Genomic DNA, 22,007 nt, shown 5'->3' with positions numbered 1-22,007 from the left:
TGTTAAATAAAGGAGGATTTCTGTGAAAAAAGGATATATTGTCGGTCTAAGCGTGATTGCGCTGCTCGTCATTGCTATCGCTATTTCGGCTGTGTTCAAATTTCAGGATCTGGAGCAGGTTGTTCAGCAGAAAGACAAAGAGATTCAAGCGAGTAAAAGCAATTATCCCGAAATATACGATCACTTGAATGCGGTTACAATTAATGGTTTTAAAACTATGATCCAGCAGGACCAAAGTGTGTTTGTCTATGTAGGCAGACCTAGCTGTGGAGACTGCAACCGCTTTGAGCCGAACTTTAACAAGATGATTGAGCAGTATAAACTGGGCTCCAAAATCACTTTTTTGAATGTTCACAAAATTCATAAGGACAAGCCTCAATGGAATAAATTTAAAGAGGAATACAACGTAAAGTATACCCCCACCATTGCGGAATTCAGACATGGCAAGCTGGTGGATAAAGTGGAATGGACACCTGAAAGAGACCTCAGTACGGATGTGGTAAAAGAGTGGCTAATTTCCAAGAAACTGATTTTATAAGCATCGTCCTATACCGTGTCTTATGGACAAGCTTTCATACAGAAAAAGGTATTCACGCGTTCACCGCATGGATACCTTTTTTAGGAATTTCAGATGATTTAAGGTTTCCAAGAAAAATTGGTTCCTGACTCTCCATTCTACCTTATGATACCGCCCTTTGTACTCAGCCGAGTCCTACTGCGCAGACGGATCGTGCTTCGATTGTACAGCACCATTCTGCCAACTCCGTTTCTCATTTACCTTTTTTAGTTAAGCTTATATAGCTAGTATTAGATGGAGTCGGGAAATTCGTATCTGATAATATCGGTTTCTGACACAATATGCCCCATTTGAGATTCGATGAACTCCAAATCCCCTTCGACAGCACCTATATAATGCTTGGTACCCGGCTCTACGACGATAACCTCACCGGGGTTGACCATTTGCATTATTCCATCGATACAGACGCTTCCCACCCCGGACGTAATAGTCCACACCTCTTTACGGAACTGATGTTCATGATAGCTGATGAATCTTCCAGCAGAGATGACTACCCGTTTGGTGACTGTCTGTAAGCCGCCGGCCGCTTGTTGCTGGGACAATACCGTTTGCTTCCCCCAAAAGCGCTCCTCAAAACGAGGACCAATCTCAATTTCCGCCACCATATCCTTAATCCCTGTGGATGATTGTCGATCGGTGACCAGCACACCATCCGGCCCGGCAACGACGATGATGTCCGGGACATTCCAGATGCTAACCGGAATCTCTAGTTCATTGATAATATGCGAATCATGAGAAGCTTCTGAAATATAGCCCGGGCCGCTCAGCTCTGAACTCATTTCCCGCACCAGTGAATCCCACGTTCCTAGATCCCTCCACTCCCCATGATACGGAAGCACCGAAAGCCGACGGGTCTGTTCCACTACCGCAATATCGAAGCTGGTTTTAGGCAATTCTGCATAATTTGTCGAAAGTGATGCATAGTCCGATGATAGGCCCTTTTGCTCCAGCATGTCCAATAAAAAACCAAGCCTGAAGGCAAATACACCGCAATTCCATAGGGCTCCTTCCCGGATCAGCGCCTCCGAACGGATCAGATCCGGCTTTTCCACAAATGAGCTAACCCTGAGATACGGCTGATTGAGGGAGGAAGATGACGAAGGAACAATATAGCCGTATTTGTCAGAAGGCTCGGTTGGAGCAGCTCCCATGAGTGCGATGTCACTCCCGGATTGCTCCAATATAGATGGGAGCCTGCGCAGATGCTCGAAAAACTCATCCCCAGCATATCCGTCCACCGGCATGACCCCTACAATCTCGTCGCGCGACGCACCTGCCCGGTCATGTAAGTAGGCCGCAGCCAAGGAAATGGCCGGAAATGTATCCCGCCGGTTCGGCTCCTCAATTACCACAGCGTCCGCCCCAATTTGCCCGCGGATCAGCTCAGCTTGAGTTCCACTCGTTGAAAAATAGGCCTCTCCTGCCAAATTGGCTTCAGATAACTGCCGCCAAATCCGTTGCAGCATGCTTTCAGGTCGTTCGTCATGACGCAGAATCGTAAGAAACTGCTTGGGGCGACTCTCATTGGACAAAGGCCAGAGACGTTTCCCGGAACCTCCAGATAATAAAATCATTCGCAATGATGCAACCTTCTTCCTCTAAATTAATAAATTACGTGCCATCTGGCACTATTCGTTTTTCATATATTTGCCGAATACATAAGTATGCATAAATCGCAATTTATGCATACTTATGTATTTGTATATCTGTTTGTACAGGAGCTGTCCGTCATGTCCATTAAAATACTGATCATTGAAGATGAAAAAAGTTTGGCAGATATGATCGCCCTTCATCTTCAGGAAGAAGGTTACCATACCGAACTTATTTACGATTCCAAACAAGCACTTCCGACACTTATGCGTTTTAAGCCTGATATTATTGTGACCGATCTTATGTTTTCCGGTATGGTCGAATGCGCGCTAATCGGCCAACTCCGTCAATATACGACGGTTCCTGTGCTGGTGATCTCCAACAATACCCTTTTGAATATAAGAATTAAAGCATTGGATGACGGAGCGGACGATTTTTTATGCAAGCCATTCAACCTGAGAGAGCTAAATGCTCGTATCAAAGCCTTACTGCGCCGCTCTGGCCGCAACATACCTGCCGAGTCCCAAGCCATAACCAAAAAACTCAAAAAAGTGCGGGTCTGGGTGAATGATTACCGTCGCAGCCTGTTGGTCGATGACCGGGAGGTTGAAGTGACTCAAATTGAATTTTCCATTATAAAAGAGCTATCCTGCTATCCGGGGAAAGTCTTTACCCGCAGCGAGCTGATGGATCGGATTAAAGGCGGAGACGGTGCCTATCTCGATCGCACGATTGACGTACATATCTCCAGTCTCCGCAAAAAAATCGAACGTGACCCCAAAAATCCTCAGCACATCCGTACCGTCTGGGGCCGGGGGTACAAATACGAGATGTAGCCGTGCCTTCTAATGGCTACTGAATTGCATCATGGTAACTTCCTTCTATGGAATCTTTCGTTTTTTCCATCGCCGATAAGGAAGAAAACAAGCCGCCCCACCAAGTATCCCAAGTATGAACAGGATCCAGCCAAAGCGGTAGGCGGAAGCCAGAATAATGACGACCTTGCCGCTTCCGCTGCCACTGGTTATAAATCCGGTAGTCACTCCGTTCACCGACAGACGGGCACGCTGGGTTTCACTTCCCAGTCTGAATTCCCACAGTGGATTGGGCGACTCGGTTTCCCGAATCAACACCTGCTGATGCGTCGGATTATACAGCGTAAAGCTGCGTTCCATGGAATTTTCACGAGAAGCCCGAATACTTTCTGAAGCATGGGGAGTCGTAAAAAAGGTTTCCATATCCGTCCCCTCAAACAACGTAAGCTGATCCACTGTAATCATCGCCTGATAAGGGATGACGGAATAATGCTTCATTTGAAATAAGCCTGACTGCTTCTTATGCGCATGCGCCAAAATCTGAAACTGCATAAAGGCGGTTCCTGCCGGAGCCTTCACAATCTGATCGTAATGATTCCATTGCTCCTTATCTCGCTCCTCCACCTCGTTAATATAAGAGGTCTGGAGGATTTGGGAGGCTTTATTCAAAAAAATAACCTTCATATGCCGACTTCCAATTTGTTCTGACCGCGCATCCAGTTGTACGGCATACTCTTGCAGTGGCTCAGCCTTCATCTTCTTCGACGCATAGATATTCCAATCACATGAATAGCTCGGTGCGTAACGAATGGACAACCCCTCGCCGCCTGATGACAGACTCGTCTTCCCAGGCTGAATATCCGCCACGCAACCTACATCATTGGTTAAAGATTCCTTCGTATTATCCTCTGGCATAACCGTCACTTCCTGCGCAGCCATCCGATGAATATCTTCATACCCGCTCATGGACGGCACCTGACTGTCCAACACCAGCGTTAAGCGATACTTCCCTTTGGTTAAAAACAGATTTTTGAACTCTACGCGTCCATAATCGTTCAGTAAACCGGGAATTTGAATGATTTGTTTGGCAAAGCCATCCTGATTCGGCACCGTTTCAATGACCTGTTTTTCGGATGAAGAGGTAACAGGCAACCGCTTATACGACTCACCTGTATGGATCGTTCTTGTCAGCACCTTTCCTGTCTCTTCATTCGTCCACTTCACCGTCAATGCCCCATGATACCCGGCAGGTAAATCAGCCAGAATAGCTGTGGAATAGGTGCCGGTTTTGGCGATCTCCACATCCCTGCTTAACGTACCTTTCTGATAGCTGATTCCCCGTCCCATGCTGAGCCTCGGCAGAGCACGCTCTGACTGCACATTTCCTTGGGCGTTAAAATCGCTCTCGGCCTCCAGGGTGAAAAAGAGCTTGCCCCGCTTCAACGCCTGCTCCACCGGAAAAGATAGCTCATCCAGTTGGTCTACAGGCACAATCGCAAATTGATTGATCGCGTTAAAACCTTGCAGGTTATTAACTGTAATCGGGGTATCCCCTTTGGGAAAAGCATGTTCTCCCAGGTCGACCCATTGGAACTGATTCAAGCCTTCATCATGGGTCTTGATGCCGACCACTCCACCCGGCAGCGTAACTTGCAGCTTCCCGCCAGCTTTATTCATAAACACTCTCGCATATACATGCGAGGTTTGCGACTGTGCCAACTTTTTGTGCATCGTAAATGCGTTAGGCTTACTATATTGTCCCAAATCACGTAACTGGATATCATGAATCCACCAGTAATTCTTTTGCTGCGGGCGTTGCAGGGTTAACAAATCCATTCGCATCCAGTAGCTGCCCGGCGGGGACACATATTCCCCGTAAAATTTCACACCGTCAAAATTGTATCCCTCCGAAGGAGCCACAACATAGCTAACCCCCAGCTCACGCATCTGCTTATCATAAAATCTCATTTTAACATGCATTTTGTTCGTGCCGCGTCCAGAGACGGTAATCTGAAACTGGTACGGGTTATTTTCCTTGGCTTCCAGCAAACCGGATCTGGCGACCTGCCATATATTGCTCGGGTCTCCCTTCATAATCTCGCCGTGCAGGGTCGGCACATCATTCAATTCCTCACGCGGATTAGCCTCCACGCTGAACAACTGCGGATTATCCGGTTTGAAGAAGGTTTCGGTCCGCAGCATGGAATCAAAATCCACGACTGTTTTCCCTTCAATGCTGCTCATCTGATAAGGGGCCACATCCAGCTTCTTACTGGCAAAGGTGACAGCAATCCCAGCGTCCATTTCCATATCAAACGGGAAATTCCGTATATTTTGGGACGATAAATACCATAACCAATCGTTGGTCGAGGCAAAGGTTTTGGACCATTTTAAAAAAGCATTGCCATCTTCAATGACATCAAACGGGCGCAAGTAATCCTCTGCCGGAAGCTGTGACAACAGCAAATCGTTAAAGGAGGCCGCTTCCACATAATCCCCCTTGTTGACCGTCTGAACGGTTTTTAGCTCAGGCTTCAATGCACTGAATAGTACCCCGAAGCGACTAAAATCAAATCCAGGCAGATGACTGTAGCTCTCCAGTCGGCTAAAACCGTAAGGTGTCACTATTTTGCTCGGTAATACGTTCATATAAGGTGGAGCCTGATCCAGATTAAATATGGAAAAAATTCCGTTCTGGTACGTGCGTTTCAGCCCCGTCTGGCCTTCCAGTTGAGACAGATGAAAATCCTGCCGCTTCTCCTGTCCCTCATATTCGTCATGGTACACTAACTGATTAACCCCAAAGGTGGAGAACAACCAGCCCAACCGAGAGCTTAGCCCGTTGTCCAGCAAATACTCCAGAAAGTTCATATAGTATGTGATCCCGGGGTCGTTGCCTTCATGATGGAAAATCGTATTTTTAGGAGATGAGTACACCTGAAAATCCCCGGTTGCCTTCTCGGTTGCTGTCTTACCCTTATTCCATTTAGGCGTAGCTACGCCGTTAAAGCTCTGAATCATATTGTCGGCAATCGGAAAATACAGTGCCTTGCTGTCGAAGCGATCCGGGTCGGTCAGCTTTTCAGCCATTTGGCTGTAAGCCTCCGGCACTTGAACCGGCTTGTAATATCCCTCAATGAATTGGGTACGCAAGGGTGCAAAATACACGCCAAGGCACAGGACAACAATGACAAGCGCCAGCCTTTTATACATTCGTTGCAGCGGGGATGATCCGAACCATTCCATAAACTGAATCACGCCGAAGGTCAGCAGTACCCCGAAATTAAGGGCAATCAGCCCGATAAACTTGTTAGGATCACGGAAAACCGAGCCAATCACAGGTGTCTTCGTCACCAGAATGACAAACCACTTCGCAATGGACGGGAAGGTAGTCCCGGTGGCTGCGACGAGAAATAATAGCGTAAGCAGCGAAAAGATCAGAATGATCGGATTTTTGTGTGAGCGCGTCACCATCGCATAACCAATCAAGAGCAGTAAAAATCCCCCGCCCACATAAAACATCGCAGGCAGTGAGGAAAAGGAAAACATAGGCCACCAATAGCTCAGCAAGTAGCCCACATTATATAAGCTGCTGTTACGACTGAACAGGGACAAAGTATCGACGACGTTGATATTATGCTGCGATGCCTGAGCATCCATCACCATACTGCCGAGATACAGGGACAACCAGTAAAAACTGAGTAGTCCGAAGAACACGCCAAAAATGATCCCTTTACGCAAAAAATTGCCGTATAACGGCTGTAAATAGGTGCGACCCGCCTTGCGGTGCGTCCAGGTCAGTTTGATCAGTAAGAGCACGGTGAACAAGCCCAAATAAATCATGCCGAAGAAAAAATAATGAATCGCAGCGGCGCTGACGGTAAATACCGCCGCCAACAGGAACAAGTCTTTCCAGTTCCGCTGGTACAGCTTGTGAGGATTATAGTTTTTAATTTGCTGAATTTGAAATTTGGGATCAACCGCGCTGAAAAAGAAACGCAGCATTAACGGAAACAAACTATACCCACAGAGCAAATAAATATGCTGAATGCGAAAAATAACCCACGGATTCAGTGCATAAAACAGTGCGCCGATCATGATGGCAAAAATACGGGTTTTCGTAAAGCTCGGTGAGTAATATACACTGACCAGCCGCTTGGCAAAGGCATACATCGAAAATGCGGAAACAAACAGCAGGCCCGTGATAAACGACTTGAGCAAAACCGGGCCGCTTTCCCCGAATAGCAACGAAAGTCCGTAGAAGGGCAAGATATAAAGGATACGGGGAGCATTGAACATGGTAGAGGTAGACCACCGTTCGTTCCATACTCCCATAATTTCCTCCAGATACCGATGAGAGGTGGCTCCAAAGGCAATATCACTAAATACGATTTGCCCCGGTCCATAGATAGGCGCAAGATATACGCCAATCGCTGCCAGCATCAGCAAGATTGCTGCCATATCATAGCGGTATCGAAATATCCATTTTCTTACCATGCCTGGCCCCCCTCTCTTGAAATTTCCGATGATCTTTCGGTTTATCTCTCCGTTATCTTCTCAAACGAACGATTGCCTGCAAGCCCTGATCCGTATTACGCAGCTTTAAGCGGCCGCTGATTGTCTTTAGATAGGCATCCATATGATACAGGCTGAACGTATGCTCCTGCGAGTTTTGGGAATAGTCCGGCTGGAAATAGCTCCAGCGCATCTTGTCATCAATGCCGCCGCCCGTATCCTCAATGGTAATAACAATTTCTCCTTCTTCCAGCCGCGAGCTAACCTTGAGGACTTGAGTCTGGCGCTTGGAACGCAGCAGACCCGTACGTCCCCGCTCCTGATCCTCCGATAGCTTATTCGTTTGGCCCATCGCCTGTACCGCATTCTCCAGCAATCCCTGAATCGTCTTGTACAGCATCGGCGTTTGGGCTGCAATGGACGGAATAGGCTCTTGCCGCAAGATGACCTGAATATCCTTCATGTTCAACGAACGGTTCGCCCATTTCAGCGACTCAGATAATACCTCATTCATATCCGTAAAGCTGATTCCGCTATTGTCGTGCATCTTCTCTTCCAGCTCATCACGTAAGGTGCGGACTCCGGTCAGCAGCCCTCCCAGTGAGGATTCCTGTTTGAGACGTCCCTGAATGAAATTTTCATTCAACTCACGGAAATATTCCAATTCCTCATGGGATGCTCCCTTTCCCTGACTGGAAGCTGCTTCAAAGCGGTTCGCCAGATCATGATAAAAGCCTAACAGCTTCAAGTCATCTCCGCCTGTCAGGCGGGCAGTCTGCTCTTGCAACTCTTGTAGCCGCTGCTCAATCGTCTGCATTAACGGCAAGTAGTACGTATCCTGCTGCTGACGCATATCTTCATCCCGCCGTTGGTCCCGCACCTGATTATTCACGAGCGTATCCTTCACGATCCGTTTGCGAAACTGTACGAGCATGGCCCATAGTATCAACAATAGCAGAGCCATGACCAGCCATACCTTTTTGCGAAAAGAGCTGATCCGCTGGGCAGTGTCCTGATCAACATCCTCAACTGAAATGTAAAGAGCCTCTTCCCCAACGCGGCTGAACCCTATGCCGTGTTTCACTCCCTGATCTTCAACAACACCTGTATTGCCCTCCAGCAACCTGCGGGTTACACCCGTAATGTCTGTCCGATTGATATCCGATGTGTTGAGGGAAGCTACGACCTTGAATTGATCATTATAAAATAAAGTCTCGTGCGGATTGATCGGTTTACTCTTGATGATACCGCTGAGCATACCGGAGTCAATGGTACGCACCATAAAGCCGCCAGTCTGCGCCCCTTGAATCCTGCACACGATATACTGCGCAGGCTGATGATCCTCTGTCACAAAGGAGCTTACGGCACAGCCGTTTTGCAGCAATTTAATTTGCTGTACCGCGCTTTTCATCTCACGGTTATCACGTCCGGCAATCACACGATACTGTTCATCCAGCACATAAAATGCCCCGCTTTCACGCTTAAAGCCCTCGGTATACTGACGCGTCCCCTGATTCAGTATATTTCTGCCGAGGCTGGAGGCCAGCTCATTCAGTTCAGCCTGCCATGCCGTGTAGTGCTCGGATATACGGCTGGACCAATCCTGCACCTCATACCGGAGCTGCTTGTCCTGAATGTCCGCCAATTGACCGCTGAACTGTCGAACAATAAACCACTGAAGCACGATGGCCAGAAGCATGGTCATACCCAGAACAAGCAGGTACAGGATTAGCTTTTGCCAACCCGGTTTCAACAAAGCCCATCGTCTCATGCTTCCCTGTCTCCTCCATTCGGTTCGATTCGGCCCAGAATAGCCTGCATCAGACACTCCAGCTCATAGCTGACCAGCGGAAGCCGTGCGCACAGCAGCCGGGGAGTCCGACGCTGGAGTGCGGCAAACCTCGCAGCGGTTTCCGTCGCCCCATCCGTCAGCAGCAGCAACTCGCAGGTTTTTGCAATATATAAACGATCCAGCTCTTCTTCGCTATACTCGCGCAGATCAACAATGTAAATATCATGACGATCGTCCATATGCTGAAGTGCGCTGGAGACGGTCAGGGTTACTCCCGCATGCCGTGCAGCATGATACTGGTGAAGCAGACGCATTCCTTTTTCCCAGAGCGCATGCTCAGCCGAGTCGAATCGTTCACAAAACAGACGCAGCGCTCGTTCTGTATTGACATCTTTCAAAAATGCCAAAACGCTGATATTATACATGTAGTTCCTCATTTCTTACTTCCTGATTGGAGTTGCGCAGTTCATATGACACCCCAAAACATTCTATTTGTTGACGACAGCCCTATGGTTTTGTCCCTGCTTGAACGGACATTGTCGGAAGAAAGGTTCACCTTACATACCGCTCATACTACCAAAGAAGCCTTGCAGGTGCTGGAGCAGCACCCGATTGATGTCGTGGTTTCCGATCTGCTTATGCCTGGTCTGGACGGGATTACCTTCCTTCGAATGATCAAGGAGGATTATCCCCATATCGTGCGGATCATTTTGTCAGGTCACCTGCATACGCAGACCATTTTATCCGCGATTAATCAAGTGGGCGTCTTCCGCTTTTTGACCAAACCACTGGAGCTGGATGATGACACACTGAAAAAGATTCTATACGAGGCGCTTGATGAAGCCAAGCTCAATCGAACACATCTGAACACAGACCAGAGCATCGCTCCTGCCCTGTCGGTATTTATAGACAGCATTCTGAATGCTCCATACCGACCCTATGTGCTGCTCAATGAGCAAGATATCGTAACTGCAGTACATGTTGCACTCGCTGAACTGTATCCTGTAGGCAGCTCTCTTCGCCACCCTAAACAGGAAGGCATTCAGTTAACTGCACACTCACTGTATATACCGTATGATGAGTCGGAATCTTCCGATCTCGACCTGTACACGGTGGATACGCTGACCCTGGGCCGTTCTTCCTTACGCCTTATCCGCCTTAGCGAGATCGCCTGAGTGACGGGCGCCGCCCTTCAACACGGCGGCTGCCCCAATCAAGGTCAGGCATGCATACATCCACAGCATCCCCGCCGTTAGCAGCGGGTGACGAATATAGCTTTTCAGATTGCTCCATGTATATAGCACCGGACGGAAAAAGTACCACCGTTCCAGCGCCTTCCGCAATCCCCCCTCCTCAGACGACAGCGTACGATCCATCACCGAGAAGTAGTAGGCTTTTTTACGTAATACATCACGCAAATAGACTTGCTTTTCATCATGATATACACGTGTAAACACCGCCCGCCGGATGACTCCGCCAGACTCTATATAACGCAGGGTCGGCTGTATTTCTTCAAAAGCAATCTGCTCTGCGTTAAATCCGCCTGTCGATTCATAAGCGCTCATTCGCCAGAAGCGTGCTGCTTCAATCGAACGTTTTCCCAAGCTCTCACCCGCGTTGTTAATCACATTCCGCTCAAAGACTTTGACTTTGGAAAAAAAGTTGGTCGCTTCCGAATAGGCCTCCTCGGGAACGACCAGTGCACCGATGTCCTGATGATGGTCAAAAAAGTCGATGCTCTGCTGAATCAAATGCTCGGCTAAAATCATATCGGAATCCAATACAAGTATATATTCGGCACCCAAACGTCCGGCTTCCTCAACCGCCTTGACTCTTGCGACTCCCCGCTCTCCATGAGGAAGCTCCAACACCGTTACAGGTACTGGGCTCCCTGCCGCTAGCGTACGAATCGTCTCCACAGTCTGGTCCTCCGAGCCATCATCGGCAATCACGATATGCAGATCCTTGTAATTTTGCCACATACAGCTCCGCAAACAAGGCTCTATCGTCCGTTCATTGTTGTACGTGGAGAAGAGAATGACCACTTTGTCCACTCTGTTCCGCCTCCTTTACCCAATCTCCCATTAACTGCTCAAATGCAGCCGCCGTATGATCAAAATGAAATCCCAGCGCATACTGATACGCCCGCTCACGCATGGCCATATAGTCTTCGCCGCCGTTTGCTGCTCTTTCCATTTGTTCAGATAATCCCCGGACGTCGCCGTGGAAGCACAGGTATCCGCTTTTCCCAAAATCCGTCGCATCCACCAGTCCGGGTGAATTACTGACGATGCTGGGAGTCCCCACAGCCGCTGCTTCGGTAATCGTCAAGCCCCAGCCTTCACGCAGGGAAGGGAATACGAGCGCGTGGGCGCGGCTCATCAGCTCCAGCTTATGCTCTGCTGAAACGAATCCGTAAAAGGTAATATCCGCTTGGGATTGTCCCTGTACATCCGGTTCTCCGTAGGTCAATCCATACCGTTTCATAATCGGCAATAATTGTTCTGCCACATAGGTTTTATCGGTTTTTCCAGCGATCCATAACATAGCCTGCGGGAATTTTTTCTTAAGCTCTCCAAAAGCTTCAACCACCAGATCAATGCCTTTATATTTCACAAAGCGTCCGGCGTACATAAAGGTCGGATTGGACTCCTTGGTTAAAAATTGTTCCCGAGGCCAGTGTTCAAACTCGATGCCTTCAGGCAACAGATGAACACGATCCGGGTGAAAGCCCAGCTTGAGCAGATCATAACGGGTAGATGGGGATACGGTAATTGTCCGATCCTTACGAGCAAGCTTGAGCATCAATGGCTCCAAGCGATATCCGATATGATTTAGCGGGAATCCGGCATTTTCAAACCATATTTCCCTTGTTAGCTGATGTATAAAGAAAATTCGCTTGGGTGCCTCCACCCAGAAACGGGTGAAAAACTGGTGCGTGTTCGCCTGATTAATCACATAATCAATATGCTTGCGATGTTGACGGTAATAGCGCATGGCATAATAAATGACACTGTAAATATTGCCTTTTCGAATATACGTAATTCCGTCTATGATTTCTTCCTCGGGCATCCCCTCGAACCTGGGCGAAAAATGAATAAACTGAAAACGGTCTTGCTGCGAGCGTTTGAGCATTTCGTGGGTGAAAATTTCGGCTCCCCCGCTTTTAGGTGAACGAATGTCACGCCAGGAGAGCAACAGAATTACGGTCTTACCATTCTGTTCAGGTATTGTATTCACGTGGTGAATCCCCCCTTATTTTTATTTTGAACAAATATACATAGGCATCTACCACAAAGTAGAGAGACATGGCGCCGTAAACAATCAATTCGGATAGCAGAAAATCAGACGGGTTTTGATGCGCCACATGAAAAGCTGCCAATAAAGTCGCAACTCCGGCCAGCAGCCCGAACATAAATTTGCGTCTGCCCACCAATACATGCACATGAACAAAGAACAGCACGATGGAAAACAGCCAGTACACCCATCCACCCAACGGAATATAAGCTTCTGCCGACTGGTATGAAGCCCCGAATAGTACGGGAATAGAAGGCGGGAACACAAAGGTAGTGCCCACATATACACAGATCGCTGCAACAGCCATTAATCCGGCATAGACGGCAACCAGCTTGCCCAGAGCTTGGCGGTCATGCCCCTGCGCACCGAGCTTTGGTATAAAGGCAGCTATCAGGCTGTACGACACGTAATAGACCAACTGGCTGTATTTCAACGCAATCGCATAACCGCTGGCCTGTTTGGGAAAGTAATGCTGCACATAGAGCATGTCAATGGAGATACAGAACAAAATAAATAAATTCATAATGAGACTATCCGTAAAATCCTGACCTAGTGATTTCCATAGCCCGGAAGGTATACGTTCTCCAGTCCGTCCGAGTAAAGATAAGCCCCGAACCGAAACAGCCCAGCCGTGAAGCAGCGACAGCAGCATCCCCCCACAGCTTGCCAGCAGTAAAGCCTCCAGCTTCAGCCCTGATGCAGCCAGTATAAAGAACAGGATCAGCTTTCCTAAAACCTCCAAGTAATAGTTCACATTCAGCGCCAACATGCGTTCCCTGCCCTGTAAATCTCCACGGCACGAGCTGACGAGAATATGCAGCCCCACCAAGGCATACAGCATAAATAGCGGGCCGGAATCCACGCCTAATAACGAACGTAGTAACGGATGAAGCGCCAGTAATATCGCCATGGCAAGCACGGTTAGCAACAAAGGTGCTTTTAGCAATAGGGAACCGAGTGGCAGGCTACGGAGCGGAACCTTTTTGTCTCCCTTGGAGACCAGCTTGGCTGTTAATAGCTGAATGGACAGGCCCAAAACGGACAAAAGTGCAAAGAGGGCCAGCAGCGCATTCGCCTGACCATAAGCTTGTCCGGTAAGATACCAGCTCGCTGCAATATGGAAGAAAAAATTAAATCCGTTCAGCAGCACATTAAATAGAGGAAACATCAACGTTCGCAAGCGGTTTGTCACGTTCTTATCTCACCCGCCGATCCAGCCGCCAAATATCAATAATGGAGCGCAAAAAACGAATGGAATCCTTCCAGACATGGATGTGCGATCCGTCCCGGTCAATACACTTGACGGGTAATTGCAGCACACGAAGCTGGAGTCGCTTGGCAATAAACATCATTTCCAGATCCAGCGCCAGTCCAAGCTGTTCCTTCAAATGCGGGAACATCCGCTTCACAGCAACGGAACTCATCACTTTAAGCCCTGTCTGGGAATCCACCACGCCTGTCGGTAAAAACGGCCGGGAAATGACTCGTTTGCCAAAGCTGACTACAGATCGTAATAAGGAACGGTTTTCAGCGGTCATGTCTTTGGTTCCAATCACCACATCATAGTAGCCCTGCCGAACGACATTAATCATTCTGGCAATATCCTCAATAAAAAAGGAGTCGTCCGCGTCCACAAATACGTAGTAATCCGCGCCGATGGTGCGCATCCCTTCCAGATACGTTCCTGCTTTGCGGGTATTGCGTCCCAGTTCCCTGGTTTGAAGCAGCGGACTCAGATTCTGATTAATCCGGTTCACGGACAGGTCTGTCGCCGCCTCCAGCGCTTTGATCAAGGCATTCGTGCCATCATGACTGCCATCATCAATGAGATAAATAGAGCCCTCCACAATATGACTGCGGATAAAGGCTTGCAGCCGTTCAGCAAACTTCTTGACATGAACAAAACGCTGCTCCTCGTTATATACAGACAAGATGAAGGCAATATGCCGGCTTTTGGCCGAATACTCGGGATAGAGCAAGCTTTGAATTTCGGAAAGCATCTCTTCGTTGTCATTGGCTTGCCAAAAAAGCAGGCGCAAACGACCTATTCCGGTAATCTGCACCATATGCTGATCACTGAACGGATGCGATACATCCGTCACCAGTAACAGCGGCATCTGCGGAAAGCGACTACGGATCTGATTCGCTACCCGTACAGCCTGTCCAGGCTCCCTGTAATCAATCAGGCAGCAGCATGCGTCTTCATAGACTGAAGTGGCCTCCTGATCCTCGCACTGTATATATTCGTAAAAATAAATCACGTTGGGATAATCAATAGCCCTGTGGTTATCGCTAAAAATGGCTATAGGTCCCTGCACACAAACATCTCCTTTTTCTCCGGGTAGTTCTATTTTCTTAAAAAGGAATTAAAAATGTTTGCTTATAGGGATTAAACATGGCTACAAATCCTTCATATTTTTTTAATAAAATAGCTCACACATCTTGATATATATGGATATTGTCGAATTGAGACTGATATTTTACATTTAGCAGAAAACAAGCATTTAGACCTACTTTTCTCTGTAAAAATAAGCGTCAAAAGGCCTTGCACTCCATTCTTCATATATAGTTCTTTTTAATCAAAATCAGAATGTATTATGGTTATTTTGTCATAGAAAACTAGGCGAATAAATTAGATTTACACGTCCATACTATGGGCAACATGTCATCTTTCGTCACGAATGGTCATCAATACGAAATGAAAGAAGGTTATTCTTATGGAAGCATTTTATATAAATAGGGACGGATCATTATCTACTCCGCTACGGGGAAAGGATGTATTAGCCAATCCTCTTTTGAACAAGGGGGTCGCTTTTACCGAAGAGGAACGCAAAGAACTGGGTCTTGAAGGAATTCTTCCGCCAACCATCCTTTCTCTGGAGAAACAGAGCGTCCGGGCGTACCAGCAATTTTTGGCACAACCGACCATGCTGCGCAAAAACGCTTCCCTGAACGATCTTCACAATCGAAATGTCGTGCTATATTATCGATTGCTAACCGACCATTTGAGTGAGATGCTGCCCGTTGTCTACACACCTACGGTGGGGACCGCGATTCAGGAATATAGTCATGAGTATAATCGCCCTGGAGGCGTCTATTTGTCGATTGATAATCCGAACGGCATCGGACAAGCATTCTATAATTCTGGCTTGAGCGGTGAGGATGTAGATCTGATTGTAGTGACGGATTCCGAAAGTATTTTGGGGATCGGTGACTGGGGCGTGGGAGGCATTAATATTGCCATTGGCAAGCTGGCTGTATACACGGCTGCGGCAGGAATTCACCCGGGGCGGGTGCTGCCGATTGTGCTGGATGTGGGCACGAACAATGAAAAACTGCTGAATGATCCGCTGTATATCGGAAACCGCCATAAACGGGTTCGCGGAGAGGCTTATAACCAGTTTATTGATACCTTTATCAGCAAAACGTTAGCTCAATTCCCAAAGGCGCTTTTGCATTGGGAAGACGTGGGTAGTGTGAATGCACGCCATATTATCGGAAAATACGGTCAAAGTATTCTCACGTTTAACGATGACATTCAGGGTACGGGAGCCGTAACCTTGGCTGCAATTCTTTCGGCGGTAGGCGTCACCAAGGTTCCGCTGCGTGAGCAACGAATACTGGTCTTCGGCCCGGGAGCAGCGGGAATCGGCAACGCCGACCAAATCCGGTTAGCCATGATCGTCGACGGCCTTGCAGAGAAGGATTCCTTTAAGGCATTTTGGGCCTTTGATTATCGAGGTCTGCTCACAGACAATATGGAAGATGTATTGGATTATCAGAAGCCGTATGTGCGCAAAAAAGAAGAAGTCAGCTCATGGACCCGGTCTGATGACGGCAAAATACCGTTGCTGGAGGTCATTCGTCAGGTAAAACCTACGATATTAATCGGAACCTCCGGCGTAGCGGGTGCCTTTACCGAAGAGATTATCAAAGAAATGGCCAAGCATGTGGAGCGTCCCATTATTATGCCGATGTCTAACCCTACGAACCTTGCGGAAGCTGTTCCGGAGGATTTGGTCCGATGGACAGATGGCAAAGCACTGATCGCTACCGGAAGTCCCTTTGAACCTGTCAGCTATAACGGAACGAAATTTGAAATTGGACAGGCGAATAATGCCTTTGTTTTCCCGGGGCTTGGTCTGGGCGCAATTGTGGTCCGAGCTAAGAGAATTACACCCGCCATGTTTACCGCTGCGGCAGACGCTGTTGCCAATGGAGTAGACACCGATCAACCCGGAGGGGCATTGCTTCCCAACATCCGAAAATTACGGGATGTTTCATTTGCCGTTGCTGTTGCAGTAGGAAAAGCCGCGATTCAGGATCAGGTGGCTCAGGCACGCATTTCAGATATCGAGCAAGCCGTTCGGGATGCGATGTGGAAGCCGGAATATGCGAAGGTAAAAGCAGTGGAAAACGTAATACACCACCCGCATTAATAGGGCTTTCAGGAGGAAAAATCCATGAGTGTCGGACATATCTTTTACATTTTGGTGCCTATTTTCTTCGTTATTATTTTAGGGTGGTTGGCAGGCCATTACAAAAGCTTCGATGCCTCTTCCTCGAAAGCCCTAAATTCACTGGTTACCAAATTTGCGCTGCCCGCGCATTTATTTATCGGCATTACGACCACCAGCAGGAAATCCCTTATCGAGCAATGGCCTTTCTTGCTGGCTCTGTTCATGGGTATTGTCGGCTTTTATGTCGTCCTTCTGCTGGTGGGCCGGTTTGCGGTGAAGCAATCGGTAAAGGATGCATCCATGTTTGCTTTGAACTCGGCACAGCCGACATTTGCCTTTATGGGCATTCCGGTACTAGGTGCCATCTACGGTTCCTCTGCTGTAGCTATTCCGATTGCGATTACGGGGATTGTAGTCAATGCCGTTCTTGATCCAGCGGCTACCATCATAGCTACCGTCGCCAGCCGGAACTCAGGCAAAGAGCGGAATGGTCATCTCGGGAAGCTTGTTTGGGACTCCATCCTCCACGGTTTAAGAGAACCACTGGCGCTGGTGCCGCTTATTGGTGTTATTTTGACCTTGTTCGGCTTCCACTCACCGGATTTATTGAACAAATCGTTCAATCAAATTGGTGATATTACGTCCGGGGCCGCTTTATTCGCGGTCGGTGTGACCATAGGCGTGCGCAATATCAGTTTCAGCATAACCGCCATTGCCATCGCGCTGTTAAAAACGATTGTACAACCTCTATTGATGCTACTGCTTGCCTACCTGTGCGGTCTTTCGTCTGCCGATACGGTAAAAGCCGTATTGCTCGTTTCCTTCCCTGGCTCAGCCGTTGCTGCCATGATTGCTACACGGTTTGAAAGTCTGGAATCGGAAACGGCCTCTGCTTTCGTCATTAGTGCGGTCATTTCTCTTGCTACACTGCCTGTACTCATTTCCCTGCTGGTGTGAATTCATGCGTATAGATAGAGCTGACTTTCTCCAGAAATAGATAAAGATACGCTATTCTTCAATTCCAAGCAATTCGGATACTTGCTTTCTATATCTCGTAGCCTTACGTGTCCCGTGAATGAGATTGGACAATCTGGAGGCCGGAATATGATATGTAGTACAAAACGTTTTTTGATCCATTCTTTTCTCAACCAGTTTTTGTTTGATCTCCCACCCAAAGGGGGTTACAGCATTTCGTCGATTCAATTTTATTACCTCCAAGCCTGGTTTTTGAAATCATATATGAGCAACACGTAATACACATTAGCTTAATGATCTGATCTACCCGTTTGGTAATGATTCAACAGATCATCCAGTTTCTTGGATTGTTCAATCACTTTGGGATGTGTTAAAAATCCGTACTTTTTCTGGACTTGGTACAGCTTCCTCCTAGCTCTCTCGACACGAAGTAAAGTCACACCTTGATTCATCAGCATGATCCCCTCCTATATGTAATATTTTAGAACAAAAAGACGTTTTTTAGGTTTTTTAATGATGCTCCTACCAAAAAAGGACTTTCCCAAAAGTTCGCATAAACTGGGAAGCCACAAGTTTTACGCAAAGGAACCCCTGTCTCCACTACTAAAGTGGGGACAGAGGTTCCTTTGGTTTGGATAACAACCCTTTTGCAGTTTGATCTCTTTTCATAAATAATGAAAAAAAATCCCTTGATCTTTAATGCAATCAAGGGATAGACCGATTCATTTCTCTCGTTTCGACAATGCAAAATTAATTATTTCCCCTGTTATAAGTCCAGCCAAAAAAATATAAACCATCATAGCATTCAACTTATACCCCAGTGCATAAAATATTCCCAGACACACTGCATAGCCTAGCAAAATACTTGCATCACGTTTTAATAATTTTTTCACGGAGTGCATCCAATAGGGTATGGCTGTGAACTAAAGAACTTCGCAGAGTCAGCCGTACCAATTACTTTATTTCGTGAAGCATCTTGATAGAACACCGTATGGTTAGCGTAGGGGATAGCTTCGCATTTCCTAGGATATGAATATTGATAAATGGTGTAGTAAGCTTGGGTATTCAAACTTGCTCCAGCACCTATAATTACAAGAATGGTTGATACAGGAGCTTTAGTAACCGTTGATATTATCCCTGCTGCAAAAACTATCCCTACGTTCACCCAATCATAGGAGTAATCAAACTTGCCTACAAAGGTTCCACCTGAAGGAACAGCATTTAACGAAAAATCAGAACGGCTCTCTTTAACATTAAAGTTCTCCTGTTTTACGCCGTCAATCAGCAAAGTTTGATCTTGTGGGAAATACTCAATTTTAGTTGTTTTTCCATTCTCAACAACAGTCGTTATTCTATGATTGTCATCATTAAAGTTGGTTGTTACAGTCGCCTCTCCACGATCAGTCTGAATAACTTCTGTTTGAACTAGATTTACCTCTGGCTTAGTGGCCTGTTCAGCATTACTCACCGAAGGTAAAACAGTCGCGCAGAGTAATACTGATGCCAATAAAGGGACGAACACTTTCTTGAAAATTTTCATAATAATTCTCCTCCTATACAAATATTTCAAACAGTTATAAATATTACACTTTGTATAGTGAGAAGTAAGGGGGAATTTGTCGAACAATAAATCAATTAAAAAAGTCAAACTCATTCCAGAAAAAAGTATTTAATTAACAATAAATTTTACTTTTGTACCGTCTGGATAGTCATCCAGCTTTACCCAACTACCAACTCCTCGGTTATCACTAGGGGTTATGTATCGAATCTATTTACTTCCTTAAGATAAGATGGTTATGATTGATTTAGGCACAGATAGAACTATTGATTCATATAAGCTTAAAAGTGATTCAAAGAATATGAGAATAAGCTTTTATAATCGGGGTGTAGGTTATGAAGGTGCATTTGCAACGAATGTAGGGGATGGAGATCTCAAAACGCTTCCTGATGAAAAAAAGTTTATAATGTAATCGAACCAACATAACTAACTGGTGAACGCGCTATTCTGACTGTAACAATGGACAATGGATTTGATAATTCCTTTAATAACTGTGATTAACAACGACGAATAACGGAGGAAGAATGAAAAGAAAGTGGTATTTAAGACCAATGGTCATAATTTTAATGATCATTATAACCCCGCCGATAGGCTATTTGAATGTATTCTTCAATAGGAAGAAATTTGAATCCAATGAACGATTAGGCTATTTGGCAATAGCCACGGTATTTGCTGCCCCTATGGTTAACTAAATTTCTACCGCATTCATGGCGAATTCTCGCTATAATAGTTGTTGCACTTATTGGGATATTCATATTCAGAAAAAAGTAAATAATAAAATAAATCCCCGTTACCTTAAAATTGGTCGGCGGGGATTGTTTTGTTCCTATCCGTTTACATTCCTCCTACCGTTTCCTGAAGCTGGATTCTTTGATTATGGCTGTGCGGCTGAACAGGCATAGCTAAGATAAACAAAAAGCTAGTTACGCTGACCAAAAGCACCATTTTTTTTAACATTTTTTACCCACACCTTTTCAATAAGATTGAAATACTCCGCTTTGGTTTCAGGAACCGCATGGGCTTGGAAACGAACGAACAATCCCATACAGTTTATAAAATATGTCTCATTATTTAGTATATTCGCTTTTAGCGATGCATTCATCAAATGTTTAAAGCCAACAGCATAAATCCCTTTGTGTAAATAGTAATAAGCTAACTCATAACCAAAACGTGCATACTGGTCTGGCACAACTTGTTGGGTATACATGTCAGCAGATGGTCGCTGTTGAGCAAAAGAATCAATCTCCGTTTCAAACCGCAGGAGTATTTCATCCACATTTATCTGATATTGGTTAGCGGCCATAACAATGTTCATCATATTCGCAACCATTTCTTTTTCAGTTTTATCTGGTGATGCAATAATATAGTCAACATAATCGTGTAGTACACTTGTATCCCCAGACAAAAGCTTGTATACGTAAGTATTACATTGCGCCCAATGTTGATACAGTTTGATCCAATGCAGGGTATCCTCTTCCGTCTCTTTAACCCAATCTAAATTAGCGTAGGCGTATGTATAATCTAAAGCTTTCTGATAATCGCCTTGGGCTTCACAGACACTTGCACACAGTAAATTGGAATAAGTGATGTACGCAAACATGGGACGACCCAGCCTTCTATCAAGCTCCTCGCGCTTTTGCTTCTTCTGCTGATGTTTCAAAGTATATTGAATTTCCGCTTTATCTCTCATTTTTCTAGCTATTGTATCGAGCTTGTCCCATTTACGCAAAGACCTATACATGTTTGCCAAATCTTTCAACGCATCCAGTTGATCTATTTCATCCAGACGTTCGACAAAGGGCTCAAATAGCGTAGCTGCCCTGAAATTTCGGTTTTGATCGTCTCCAACCTGAATCGTAAACATACGATACTGACAGATGGCCAGACGTTCAGAGTGCTGGTACTTCTCTCCTTCCGCAACCCCCTCATAGAGCAACAACGCAGCAGCGTGTCGACCTTGTGCGAATAATATTTCCGCTGCATCAAATAGCTTCGGGGAATATAGGAGCTTGTCCATGATATGACCAACTACATGCTTAATCGCTTCCAGCTTATCCAGCTCAGCACAGCGATACAATACTGGCTCAATTCGCCGCCAATCCGGGGAACGTTCGATGATGTAATGATCTATGTATCGTTCGTAAAAAAAGCCTTCGGGTAATCCCATAGCCAGCGTGATTCGATCAAGCTGATGTATAGCAACAGGACGATGCTTAAGAATCCAATTATTAAGCGTTCTTTGATGAACACCTGAGCACTCCGCAAATTCTGCTAAAGTCAAGTCATTTTGCTTTAGATATTCTTCCAACTCCGCTAAAATCGTAGGTGTATGTTCCAAGTCATAACCACCCTTCATACAAAAAATCCAAATTTTATAATCTTATCTCAGATTATTGTCCAAATATTGGCATGTGTCAATATACTTTTT

The 22,007-nt window shown here is 46.3% G+C and carries 19 protein-coding genes and 1 pseudogene; 6 read left to right on the top strand and 14 right to left on the bottom strand.

Annotated features, from left to right (window positions below; translation table 11 throughout):
- Window positions 1-22 precede the first annotated feature (22 nt).
- Complete coding sequence (locus tag ACWXW9_RS17470) at window positions 23-538, top strand: thioredoxin family protein (protein ID WP_494930426.1); 516 nt, start codon at window positions 23-25, stop codon at window positions 536-538.
- A 269-nt stretch (window positions 539-807) separates the two neighbouring features.
- Here the strand turns inward: ACWXW9_RS17470 and ACWXW9_RS17465 are convergent, their stop codons facing one another.
- Window positions 808-2,151, bottom strand: a complete 1,344-nt coding sequence (locus ACWXW9_RS17465) for a sugar phosphate nucleotidyltransferase (protein ID WP_494930476.1) — start codon at window positions 2,149-2,151, stop codon at window positions 808-810.
- 156 nt (window positions 2,152-2,307) lie between these two features.
- Between ACWXW9_RS17465 and ACWXW9_RS17460 the strand changes: the two genes are divergently transcribed.
- On the top strand, window positions 2,308-3,003 hold the full coding sequence (locus ACWXW9_RS17460) for a response regulator transcription factor (protein ID WP_283653033.1): 696 nt from the start codon (window positions 2,308-2,310) through the stop codon (window positions 3,001-3,003).
- Between the two features lie 45 nt (window positions 3,004-3,048).
- On the opposite strand, the gene ACWXW9_RS17455 is transcribed toward ACWXW9_RS17460, so the two are convergent.
- The 3 genes from ACWXW9_RS17455 to ACWXW9_RS17445 are packed head-to-tail and all read right to left on the bottom strand — an operon-like array spanning window position 3,049 to window position 9,714.
- A complete protein-coding gene (locus ACWXW9_RS17455; RefSeq protein WP_494930425.1) occupies window positions 3,049-7,479 on the bottom strand; it encodes a putative glycosyltransferase family protein in 4,431 nt (1,476 codons plus the stop codon).
- 52 nt (window positions 7,480-7,531) lie between these two features.
- Window positions 7,532-9,268, bottom strand: coding sequence for an ATP-binding protein (locus ACWXW9_RS17450; RefSeq protein ID WP_494930424.1), 1,737 nt, complete (start codon window positions 9,266-9,268; stop codon window positions 7,532-7,534).
- The gene (locus ACWXW9_RS17445; RefSeq protein ID WP_134913005.1) at window positions 9,265-9,714 is read right to left on the bottom strand and encodes a hypothetical protein; all 450 of its coding nucleotides are present in this window, start codon (window positions 9,712-9,714) and stop codon (window positions 9,265-9,267) included. Before ACWXW9_RS17445 ends, ACWXW9_RS17450 begins: the two co-directional genes overlap by 4 nt.
- 45 nt (window positions 9,715-9,759) lie before the next feature.
- Here ACWXW9_RS17445 and ACWXW9_RS17440 point away from each other — a divergent pair, with 45 nt between their 5' ends.
- On the top strand, window positions 9,760-10,464 hold the full coding sequence (locus tag ACWXW9_RS17440) for a response regulator (RefSeq protein WP_494930423.1): 705 nt from the start codon (window positions 9,760-9,762) through the stop codon (window positions 10,462-10,464).
- On the opposite strand, the gene ACWXW9_RS17435 is transcribed toward ACWXW9_RS17440, so the two are convergent.
- The 4 genes from ACWXW9_RS17435 to ACWXW9_RS17420 are packed head-to-tail and all read right to left on the bottom strand — an operon-like array spanning window position 10,432 to window position 14,904.
- A complete protein-coding gene (locus ACWXW9_RS17435; protein WP_494930422.1) occupies window positions 10,432-11,343 on the bottom strand; it encodes a glycosyltransferase family 2 protein in 912 nt (303 codons plus the stop codon). The two genes, ACWXW9_RS17440 and ACWXW9_RS17435, sit on opposite strands and share 33 nt — an antisense overlap.
- Entirely contained in the window at window positions 11,303-12,529 is a 1,227-nt protein-coding gene (locus ACWXW9_RS17430; RefSeq protein ID WP_494930421.1) for a glycosyltransferase family 4 protein, read from the bottom strand. Before ACWXW9_RS17430 ends, ACWXW9_RS17435 begins: the two co-directional genes overlap by 41 nt.
- The gene (locus tag ACWXW9_RS17425; RefSeq protein ID WP_494930420.1) at window positions 12,513-13,778 is read right to left on the bottom strand and encodes a lipopolysaccharide biosynthesis protein; all 1,266 of its coding nucleotides are present in this window, start codon (window positions 13,776-13,778) and stop codon (window positions 12,513-12,515) included. The genes ACWXW9_RS17430 and ACWXW9_RS17425 overlap by 17 nt, the downstream gene beginning before the upstream one ends.
- Before the next feature lie 4 nt (window positions 13,779-13,782).
- Window positions 13,783-14,904, bottom strand: a complete 1,122-nt coding sequence (locus ACWXW9_RS17420) for a glycosyltransferase family 2 protein (protein ID WP_494930419.1) — start codon at window positions 14,902-14,904, stop codon at window positions 13,783-13,785.
- Between the two features lie 399 nt (window positions 14,905-15,303).
- Here ACWXW9_RS17420 and ACWXW9_RS17415 point away from each other — a divergent pair, with 399 nt between their 5' ends.
- Together ACWXW9_RS17415 and ACWXW9_RS17410 are read left to right on the top strand one after the other, a co-directional pair.
- Window positions 15,304-17,025, top strand: coding sequence for an NAD-dependent malic enzyme (locus ACWXW9_RS17415; RefSeq protein WP_494930418.1), 1,722 nt, complete (start codon window positions 15,304-15,306; stop codon window positions 17,023-17,025).
- Window positions 17,026-17,049: 24 nt separating this feature from the next.
- The gene (locus tag ACWXW9_RS17410) at window positions 17,050-18,003 is read left to right on the top strand and encodes an AEC family transporter (protein WP_494930417.1); all 954 of its coding nucleotides are present in this window, start codon (window positions 17,050-17,052) and stop codon (window positions 18,001-18,003) included.
- A gap of 51 nt (window positions 18,004-18,054) precedes the next feature.
- On the opposite strand, the gene ACWXW9_RS17405 is transcribed toward ACWXW9_RS17410, so the two are convergent.
- The 5 genes and pseudogenes from ACWXW9_RS17405 to ACWXW9_RS17385 form a co-directional block, all read right to left on the bottom strand.
- On the bottom strand, window positions 18,055-18,249 hold the full coding sequence (locus ACWXW9_RS17405) for an XRE family transcriptional regulator (RefSeq protein ID WP_452485904.1): 195 nt from the start codon (window positions 18,247-18,249) through the stop codon (window positions 18,055-18,057).
- A gap of 62 nt (window positions 18,250-18,311) precedes the next feature.
- On the bottom strand, window positions 18,312-18,479 hold the full coding sequence (locus ACWXW9_RS17400; protein ID WP_082067123.1) for an aspartyl-phosphate phosphatase Spo0E family protein: 168 nt from the start codon (window positions 18,477-18,479) through the stop codon (window positions 18,312-18,314).
- Between the two features lie 264 nt (window positions 18,480-18,743).
- A complete protein-coding gene (locus ACWXW9_RS17395; protein ID WP_494930416.1) occupies window positions 18,744-18,923 on the bottom strand; it encodes a hypothetical protein in 180 nt (59 codons plus the stop codon).
- The gene (locus ACWXW9_RS17390; protein ID WP_494930415.1) at window positions 18,911-19,561 is read right to left on the bottom strand and encodes a hypothetical protein; all 651 of its coding nucleotides are present in this window, start codon (window positions 19,559-19,561) and stop codon (window positions 18,911-18,913) included. Before ACWXW9_RS17390 ends, ACWXW9_RS17395 begins: the two co-directional genes overlap by 13 nt.
- 129 nt (window positions 19,562-19,690) lie before the next feature.
- Window positions 19,691-19,789 (bottom strand): annotated as a pseudogene (locus ACWXW9_RS17385) (NucA/NucB deoxyribonuclease domain-containing protein); the annotation flags it as partial.
- 22 nt (window positions 19,790-19,811) lie between these two features.
- On the opposite strand from ACWXW9_RS17385, the gene ACWXW9_RS17380 reads away from it, so the two are divergent.
- A complete protein-coding gene (locus tag ACWXW9_RS17380; protein WP_044645611.1) occupies window positions 19,812-19,991 on the top strand; it encodes a hypothetical protein in 180 nt (59 codons plus the stop codon).
- 507 nt (window positions 19,992-20,498) lie between these two features.
- Here the strand turns inward: ACWXW9_RS17380 and ACWXW9_RS17375 are convergent.
- Complete coding sequence (locus ACWXW9_RS17375) at window positions 20,499-21,917, bottom strand: helix-turn-helix domain-containing protein (RefSeq protein WP_494930414.1); 1,419 nt, start codon at window positions 21,915-21,917, stop codon at window positions 20,499-20,501.
- Window positions 21,918-22,007 lie beyond the last annotated feature (90 nt).

It is taken from the genome of Paenibacillus sp. LT-B23 (assembly GCF_059417685.1).
The sequence above is the reverse complement of the archived record's forward strand: the minus strand, read 5'-3'. Positions and strand labels throughout refer to the sequence as shown.